The 8,393-nt window shown below is 71.7% G+C and carries 7 protein-coding genes and 3 tRNA genes; 3 read left to right on the top strand and 7 right to left on the bottom strand.

Annotated features, from left to right (window positions below; genetic code table 11):
* On the bottom strand, positions 1-619 hold a 619-nt coding region (locus tag E1298_RS17600), incomplete at its 3' end, for an ArsR/SmtB family transcription factor (protein ID WP_165975508.1).
* A 159-nt stretch (positions 620-778) separates the two neighbouring features.
* Between E1298_RS17600 and E1298_RS17595 the strand changes: the two genes are divergently transcribed.
* From E1298_RS17595 to E1298_RS17585, 3 genes are all read left to right on the top strand, one after another.
* Positions 779-850, top strand: a tRNA-Gly gene (locus E1298_RS17595).
* A 42-nt stretch (positions 851-892) separates the two neighbouring features.
* Positions 893-963: transfer RNA gene (locus E1298_RS17590), tRNA-Cys, on the top strand.
* Between the two features lie 34 nt (positions 964-997).
* Positions 998-1,069, top strand: a tRNA-Val gene (locus E1298_RS17585).
* Positions 1,070-1,288: 219 nt separating this feature from the next.
* Here E1298_RS17585 and E1298_RS17580 read toward each other — a convergent pair.
* From E1298_RS17580 to E1298_RS17555, 6 genes are all read right to left on the bottom strand, one after another.
* Positions 1,289-1,954 (bottom strand): response regulator, encoded by a 666-nt coding sequence (locus tag E1298_RS17580; protein ID WP_131894529.1) that lies wholly within the window; start codon positions 1,952-1,954, stop codon positions 1,289-1,291.
* Positions 1,951-3,243, bottom strand: coding sequence for a sensor histidine kinase (locus E1298_RS17575; RefSeq protein ID WP_131894527.1), 1,293 nt, complete (start codon positions 3,241-3,243; stop codon positions 1,951-1,953). The genes E1298_RS17580 and E1298_RS17575 overlap by 4 nt, the downstream gene beginning before the upstream one ends.
* Positions 3,236-4,063: an ABC transporter permease gene (locus E1298_RS17570; protein WP_131894525.1), complete on the bottom strand. Its 828-nt coding sequence runs from the start codon at positions 4,061-4,063 to the stop codon at positions 3,236-3,238. The genes E1298_RS17575 and E1298_RS17570 overlap by 8 nt, the downstream gene beginning before the upstream one ends.
* Complete coding sequence (locus E1298_RS17565) at positions 4,060-5,013, bottom strand: ATP-binding cassette domain-containing protein (RefSeq protein WP_131894523.1); 954 nt, start codon at positions 5,011-5,013, stop codon at positions 4,060-4,062. Before E1298_RS17565 ends, E1298_RS17570 begins: the two co-directional genes overlap by 4 nt.
* A 71-nt stretch (positions 5,014-5,084) precedes the next feature.
* Positions 5,085-7,601, bottom strand: a complete 2,517-nt coding sequence (locus E1298_RS17560; RefSeq protein ID WP_131894521.1) for an ABC transporter permease — start codon at positions 7,599-7,601, stop codon at positions 5,085-5,087.
* Entirely contained in the window at positions 7,601-8,344 is a 744-nt protein-coding gene (locus E1298_RS17555) for an ABC transporter ATP-binding protein (RefSeq protein ID WP_131894519.1), read from the bottom strand. Before E1298_RS17555 ends, E1298_RS17560 begins: the two co-directional genes overlap by 1 nt.
* Between the last annotated feature and the right edge of the window lie 49 nt (positions 8,345-8,393).

Genomic DNA, 8,393 nt, shown 5'->3' with positions numbered 1-8,393 from the left:
CGAACCAGCCCACCTCGATCATCCGCTCCGTCACCGCCGCCCCCAGCGCCCCGTTCAGATGCGGCCGCCGCTCCGTCCAGTCGAGGCAGTGCCAGGCGAACCGGCGCCGCGCCTTCCGCACCGCGGCCAGGTCCAGCCCCAGCGCCTCCAGACGCTCCTCGCCCTTCTCCGTCACCGCGTACGTCTCGCCGCCGTCCGGCTCGATCATCCCGCCGTCCAGCAGGGCCGCGAACAGCGCGACCCCGGCCCCGCCCGCCAGATGGTCGTAGCACGTCCGGGCCTCGTGCAGCCGACGCGCGTCCCGCGACTGCCGCAGGCTCCGCACCCGCACCGGCGGGCTGATCCGCGACAGCGCCTCGATCACCTGCGCGACCTCGGCGCCCTTCAGCCGGTAGTACCGCCACCGCCCCTGCTTGATCACCGTGACGAGCCCGCCGTCCAGCAGCCGCGCGAGATGCGCGCTGGCCGTCTGGGCGCTCACGCCCGCCGTCCGGGCCAGCTCGCCCGCCGCCAGCGGCCGCCCGTCCAGCAGCGCCGTCAGCATGGCGGCACGCGCCCGGTCCGCCATCAGCGCCGCGACCGGGGCGAAGTCGGCATCGAGGACATGTTCGGAGGACATGCCCACGAGGGTAGGCGACCCACGCTTCGACCTGCGTCGAAGCGTCTCCCCGCGCCTCGCCGGGAAACCCGGTTTGGGGAACGGCCCAGGACGCGCTAATGTTTTCCCCGTCGCCGCAAGGGGGCGGGCCCGCGAGGGCCGGGCCATCGGGCAGCGCAGGCGGAAGTGGCTCAGGGGTAGAGCATCACCTTGCCAAGGTGAGGGTCGCGGGTTCAAATCCCGTCTTCCGCTCTGAGGGGCCTTTCAGGCTGTGAACCAGAAGGTCTCTGTTCTGGTGGAGTGGCCGAGAGGCGAGGCAACGGCCTGCAAAGCCGTGTACACGGGTTCAAATCCCGTCTCCACCTCGATCCGCCGTGCCTCCCCCGAGGCAGCGGCTCCGGGCGATTAGCTCAGTGGGAGAGCGCTACCTTGACACGGTAGAGGCCACTGGTTCAATCCCAGTATCGCCCACCCCGACCCAGGATCAGTCTGGTCAGCGGCTTCGCCGCTTTCCCGCTGGTCCTTCGTTGTATTAGCCCGGGACCCCCAGGCCGGCCCATGGACACCGATCCGGGCCCAGAGCCGCGGGAGCTGTTCGACCGTCTTCAGGCCCCTTGGGGCACGGTCCTGGTGCGCGCCGATCAGCCCGCCTCCATCCAGGTCATTTAAGGAATGCATGGCGCCGTGGCACTAGGGATTGGTGTCGACGAGGCCGGCCTGATAGGCGACCAGGGCCGCCTGAACCCGGTTGTGGACCCCCAGGCGGCTGAGGATCGCGCTGACGTGGGTCTTGACGGTCGCTTCGACGACGCACAACCGGCGGGCGATCTCCACGTTCGACATGCCCACGCCGAGCAGCGCCAGCACATCTCGTTCCCGGTCGGTGAGCGCCGCGACCCGGATGTGGGCGGACGCGACGCGCGACATCCGGTCCGGGCCGCCGAGCCTGGTGATGACACGGCGCGCCACCGAGGGGGAAAGGTAGGCCCCACCGCTCGCGACAGCGTGGATACCGGTGATGAGCTCGCGCGGATCCCCGGCCTTCAGCAGGAAACCGCTCGCCCCCTCGCCCAGCGCACGGGCGATGTGGAGGTCGTCGCCGAAGGTCGTGAGGACGAGCACGGACGTCCTGGGGACGGTCCTGAGAATCTCGGTGGTGGCGGCCAGCCCGTCCAGGACGGGCATCCGGATGTCGAGCAGGGCCATCTGCGGGCGGAGGCGCTGGGCGAGGTCGATCGCCTCCCGGCCGTCCGCGGCCTCGCCCACCACCTCGATCTCGGGGGAGGCGGCCAGGATGGCCCGTACCCCCGCCCGCACCATGGCCTCGTCGTCGGCCAGCAGCGTGCGGATCGTCATGATGTCTCTCCCGTCTCCGCGCCGCGCCCGTGCGGCAGTCGAGCCTTGATCTGGTGCACGCCATCGCGCGCGCCCGCGTCGAGCGTGCCGCCGAGCAGCCGGATGCGCTCGCGGAGCCCGGTCAGCCCGCGCTGCCCGCCGCCGCGGCGCAAGTCCCGGGCGGTCGCCGGGCGATCGTTGCGGACCGTCACGACCGACTCGGTCTCGCGGTGGTCGAGGACGACCTGGACGGGGGCGCCGGGCGCGTGCTTGACGGCGTTGGTCAGCGCCTCCTGGAGTACCCGGTAGATCGCGTTCTCGATCATGGCCGGCGGGCGGTGCTGCTCGCCGGTGACCCGCAGGTCGATCTCCATGCCGGAGTCCCGGGCGCGTTCGACCAGCCGCCGGATGTCGCGCTGCGCCGGGTCCTCGGCCGGGGGCTCGGTGTCGTCGCCCAGTACCCCGACGATCTCCGTCAGCCGCTCGGTGGCGGCCGTGACCGCCGACCGCAGCTCGCCGAACACGCCCCGCTGGCGTTCCTTCAGGTCCGGTGCGACCTCCAGGGCGCCGACCCGCAGCGCGATGAGGCTCAGCTCGTGACCGAGCGAATCGTGCATGTCCTGGGCGATGCGCGCCCGTTCGCGCAGTCGCGTCTGCCGGGCGATGATGCGCTGCTCCCATTCGAGCCGCGCCACCTGATTCCTGCCCGAGCGGACCAGCTCCCGCTGCCTGCTCCGGTCGCGGCCGAGCAGCGCGGGCACCAACCCGAAGAGCGCCAGCATCGTGAGGCCGAATCCCCAGCCGTTGGGGCCGCCCGTCAGCACGGCGACGACTCCGGAGCCGACCACCGTCGCGGCCGTCAAGATCACGGGCAGCCGCCAGGACGCCCGCCGGGCCACGCCGGTGTACCCCGCGTGGTAGGCCATGATCGCCAGGACTGCCAGATAGGACAGCAGGATGGGGGTGGTCAGCGCCGGGGTGCTCAGCGGCTGCGCCATGATGACCACCGCGACGGCGAAGAAGGAGACCGTCGGGATCCGGCGGCACAGGTACAGCGCGGCGCCGACCGGCACGGCGGTCAGGATCAGTTGCCAGGGCTCAAGCCCGGCATCTCCCCACAGCTCGTTCTCCCCCAGGGCGGAGAGCCCCAGGACCAGCCCCGGAAGAACGGTCTTCGCCGGCTTCGGCCCCATGGATGTGCCCTTCGCGAGAAACGCGCCGTCGCGGACCGTGCGGTCACCGTCGTCGCCAGGTCGCGGCCGGGCCGCGCCTGCGGCGCGCCCGTCGAGCGCGGTTCCATGATCAAGCATCGCGCCTCCGCAGCACCGCGTACCCGGCGACCAGCGCCAGCGCGGCCCAGCCCGCCAGCACCAGCAGCGCGACGCCCCGGCCGTACGGGCCGGTGCTTCCGTACATCAGGTGCACCCCGGCGGGCCCGGGGAGGAAGTCCGCCGCCGCGACGAGCGCGTCCGCCTTGGTGAGCATCAGGCCCACCGGCACCACCAGCATGATCACGAGAGTCGCCGTCAGCGTGCCGGCCATGCTCCGCATGACGGCGCCGATCCCGACGACCACGACGGCCGCCAGAGCGAGGTAGGCGCCGATGGCGAGAGTGTGCGCGAGCAGGTCGCTCCCGGTGGTCTCCTTGCCCGATCCCCCCAGTGTCATCGCGGCCACGGCCATGCCCAGCACGGCGAGGAGCACTCCCGCGGCGAACAGCACGAGCGTGATGACCAGGCTCTTGGCCGCCAGCAGCCGGCCGCGGACGGGAACGCACAGCAACGACGGGCCGATGGCGCCCGTTGCGTACTCCCCGGCGATGCTCAGCGCGACCAGCGCGATGACCGCGAACTGCGCCATGTAGAGCGTTCCGCCGACCGCCGTCTCGGGCACGGTCATGTTCGCCGCGTCCGACGTGCCCGACCGCTCCTGGGAGCGACCGGCCAGGCCCACGATCACGGAGTAGCCGATCTGCAGAACGACGGCACCGAGCAGGCAGGACCAGGTGGAGCGCACCGTCCAGAGCTTGAGCCATTCCGCGATGGCCGCCCCCGCGAATCCGCCCCCACTGGGCGTCCCGAGAGGCGATCGCCGATCGCCTCGGGCCGGAGAACTCACATCCGCGGTCATCGCCCCGTCCTCCCCTCGGCCTCGGCGCCGCTGGGCCGGGGCGACGCGCTGTACTCCGCGCGTCCCGTGGTCAGGCGGAGGTAGGCGTCCTCAAGAGAGGGGGTCTCCCCGCGGAGCTCGTGCAACCGCACCCCGAGTTCGTGCGCGGCGTCCCCGGCCTCCTCCACGGTCGTACCGCGCACGGTCAGCGCGTCCGCGGCGGCCTTCTCAACGGTGCGTCCCGCCACCCGGAACCAGCACTCCAGCGCCCTGAGACCCTCGGCCTCCGGACTGCGGATCCGCACGGCCGCGGCGGAATCGGGGGCGACCACCTCCTTGATGGGCTCGTCGGCGATGAGGCGGCCCTTCCCGATGACCACGAGGTGGTCGGCGGTCAGCTGCATCTCACTCAGCAGATGGCTGGAGATGAAGACGGTCCGTCCCTCGGCGGCCAGCGAGCGCGCGAGCCCGCGCACCCAGCGCACCCCTTCCAGGTCGAGTCCGTTCACCGGCTCGTCGAAGATGAGGATCTCCGGATCGCCCAGCAGCGCGCCGGCGATGCCCAGTCGCTGGCTCATGCCCAGCGAGAAGGTGCCGGTACGCCGCCCCGCGACCTTGTCCAGCCCCACCATGCCGATCACCTCGTCGACGCGCCGCCAGGGGATCCCGTTGCTGCTCGCCATGACGCGCAGGTGATGGCGCCCGCTGCGGCCGGGGTGCAGCGCCTTGGCGTCCAGTAACGCGCCGACCTCGCGCAGCGGATGCCGCAGTGCGGCGTAGGGCTCTGCGTTGATCAGTGCCCGCCCCGAGGTGGGGTGGTCGTGGCCGACGATCATTCGCATGGTGGTGGACTTGCCGGCGCCGTTGGGGCCGAGGAGTCCGGTGACCCGCCCCGGCAGGATCTCCACCGAGAGGTCGTCGACGGCGGTCTTGTCGCCGTAGCGCTTGGTCAGCCCGTTGAGAGTGATCATCTGCGTCTCCCGCGTCGTGCGGCCGGTCCGCCCGGGGGGCGCCGGGCGGACCGGGTCATGGGCACCGACGGTCATTCGGCCGAGATCGCGGCCAGGACGTCGGTGTTGGCGGCCCGCTGGGCGGGCCACAGCGCGGCGCCGATCCCGATCACGATGAGGCCGCCGATCGCCAGAGCGATGGTCCCGAACGGGATCGTGAGGTCCCACAGCCGCTGCCCGAGCGCGACGTGCTGGAGCACCGCGCCGACCGTGACGCCGACCAGGATTCCCAGCACGGCACCGAACAGGCAGATGACGGTGCTCTCCACCGCGATGGTCGAGCGCACCAGGGAACGTCTGGCCCCCACGGCCCGCACGATGCCGATCTCCCGGGTGCGTTCCATGACCGCCAGGACCAGGGTGTTGATGACGCCGAAGATCGCGATGACGATCGCGACCCCGAACATGGCGTACATCAGGGTGAAGGCGAGCTTCTGCTCGTCCAGGCCCTGCTCGGCGAGTCCGTCCCGGTCGGTGATCGCGACTTCGGGCCGGTCCTTGAAGGCGGCCTCGATGGTCTGCCGGACCGCCTGGGGATCCGAGCCGGTGGCATAGATCGTGGTGACGTCCTCGCGCAGCGGCGCGGGAATGGCGTCCACGTCGATGAACAGGCTCGCCTGCAGTTCGGTGGCGTCGTAGACCCCCACCACCCGGGTGTCGATCGAGGTCGTCCCGGGGGGAGTCAGAACGATCCGGTCACCGAGCTTCAGCCCCAGCATGTCTGCCTGGTTGCGTGCGATGACGGCCCCCTTGGCGAGGTCGGCGACACCCTTGACCATCTTCGGCGACAGCACGCTGTGCAGTGCGGCCGGCTCGATCGCGGAGATCAACCTCGGCGTCTCACCGCCCGAGTGGCGCAGCTTGACGCTCATGTCACGGCTGCCGGCCACCGCGCTCACACCCGGCAGCGACCTGACCTTCGCCATCTCCGCCGGGGTGAGCGAGGAATCGCCGCCCGCCGCCGACTGCAGCACGACGGTCCCGGCCGGGGTGTTGGCGCGGGTGGTGGAGCCGACCAGCGCGGTGAACGTCGCGCTGAGCGTGGCGAACGCGCAGACCAGGCCGAGCCCGATGGTGATCGCGGAGGCCGTTCCCGCGGTGCGCCGGGGATCCCGCGCGGCGTTGCGCAGCCCCATCCGGGCGGCCGGACCACCCCGCCGCCCGGCGAACCGGGCGAACGGGCCGAGCACACTTTCGGCGAGCAAGGGCCCCAGGAGCAGCACACCGGCGGTCGCGAGGATCGCACCCGCCGTGCCGATGATCCGGGCCTGGTTCGAGACGCCGGGGCCCGCTGTGGCGAAGACCATCACCGCCCCGGCGGCGATGGCGCCGAGCCCCATGATGATGCGCAGCCGTTTCGTCTCGCGCGGGATCACCCCTTCGACCCGCAGCGCTGCCACCGGCGGGACGGCCGCGGCGCGCCTGGCCGAACCGTAGGCGGCCAGCACCGACACCACGACGCCGACCCCGTACCCGAGCAGGGTGGCGCTGGGGCTCAGCACGAACTTCAGGTCCTCGTCGGGCTGCATGGCGGCGACCAGGAGCGGGCCGAGCAGGGTGCCGAGCACGACGCCCAGCGTGCCGCCGATCAGCCCGAGCACGGAGGCCTCCAGGATGAGGGAGCAGCGCACCTGCCGCCGCTTGGCGCCGACGGCCCGCAGCAGCGCGTACTGCCGCGTCCGCTGTTTGATCAGCATGCCGAAGGTGTTGGCGATGACGAACATGCCCACCATCAGCGTGATGGCCGCGAACGGCAGCATGGTCACGCGGAGGCTGCCGGCCTCCTTGTCGATCTGTTTGTCGCCCGCCGCCGCCAGCCGGGATCCGGTGGCGACGAGGCTGCCGCGCGGGGCGGCGGCGCGCGCCGCCGCCGCGATCGCCTTCGGGTCGGCACCGGGCCGCGCCGTCAGTTCCACCCGCTGGAAGGCGCCGCGCAGGAGCCGTCGGGCGGTCGCGTCATCGTAGGCGAGAGACGGCACGTGGTCCGGCGGCGTCACCTTCTCCTCGGCCTCCGTCGGGCCGAGGTTGCGGTAGTCGAAGACGCCGGTGACGACGGCCCGGTCGGTACGGCCGCCCGACACCAGCACGGTGACGGTGTCGCCCGCCTTGAAGCCCGTCTTCTTCGCGACGTCCCGCTGGAGGGCCACCTCGCCCTGCCGGGTCGGCGCCCTCCCGTCCCGGAGCCGGAATCGGTCGGCGCCCGCCCAGTTGGTGCCGGCGTGGTCGGGCACCGTTTCGGCCTTGACGAGCTTGCCCTTCGGTCCCACGAGCCCGGCGCGTCCAACGACCACCCCGTCAGCGCGTGCGACGCCCGCCACCCGCGCCAGCCGGGCCCGGTCCGCTGGCGTGAGCGCCGCCTCGTTCTCCGGCGGGCTCCCCACCGACGCGGCCACGCCCGAACGCTGCTCCTTGGCCGCCAGCGAGGCGGAGAAGGAGTCGCTCACCACCCAGCTCGCGACGGTCGCGGTGACCCCGAGAACGATGGCCGCCAGGGTCATCGCCACCCGGGCCTTATGCGCACGGAGATCGCGCAGCAGACTCTTGAGCATCAGCGGCCCACCTTCTCCAGGGCCTTCATCTGGTCGAGGACCGAGTCGGCCGTCGGGGCCGGCATCTCGTCGACGATGCTGCCGTCGGCCAGGAACAGCACACGGTCGGCGTAGGCCGCGGCGCTCGGCTCGTGCGTCACCATCACCACGGTCTGGCCCATCTCGTCCACGCTGCGCCTGAGGTAGCCGAGCAGCTCGTCGGAGGAGTTGGAGTCGAGGGCCCCGGTCGGCTCGTCGGCGATCACGACCTCCGGTTCCGCCGCCAGCGCCCGCGCGCAGGCGACCCGCTGCTGCTGGCCTCCGGAGAGCTGCGTGGGACGGTGGTCGAGACGATCCCCCAGGCCGAGGGCGTCGACGATCGCGTCGATGACCCGCATGTCCGCCTTCTTGCCGGCCAGGTCGAACGGCAGCGTGATGTTCTCCAGCGCGGTCAGGGTCGGCAGCAGGTTGTAGGTCTGAAACAGGAATCCGACCTTTTCCCGGCGCAGATCGGTGAGCTGGTCGTCGTTCAGCCCCGCCAGCCTGGTACCCCCGATCCAGACCTCTCCCTCATCCGGCTTGTCGAGGCCGGCGACACAATGCATCAGCGTCGATTTTCCGGAGCCGGACGGGCCCATGATCGCGGTGAACCTCTGACGGCGGAAAGTGACATCGACACCGGCGAGCGCGATGACCGCGGCGTCACCGGATCCGTACCTCTTCTTCAGGCCGGATGCCCTCACGGCCGCTGTCTCCTCGGTCATGTGTCGGATTCTGGAGGAGCGGCGGCCACCGGACATCGGCTGATAGACC

Origin of the sequence: Actinomadura rubrisoli, assembly GCF_004349215.1 — a bacterium.
Lineage (GTDB): Bacteria > Actinomycetota > Actinomycetes > Streptosporangiales > Streptosporangiaceae > Spirillospora > Spirillospora rubrisoli.
The sequence above is the reverse complement of the archived record's forward strand: the minus strand, read 5'-3'. Positions and strand labels throughout refer to the sequence as shown.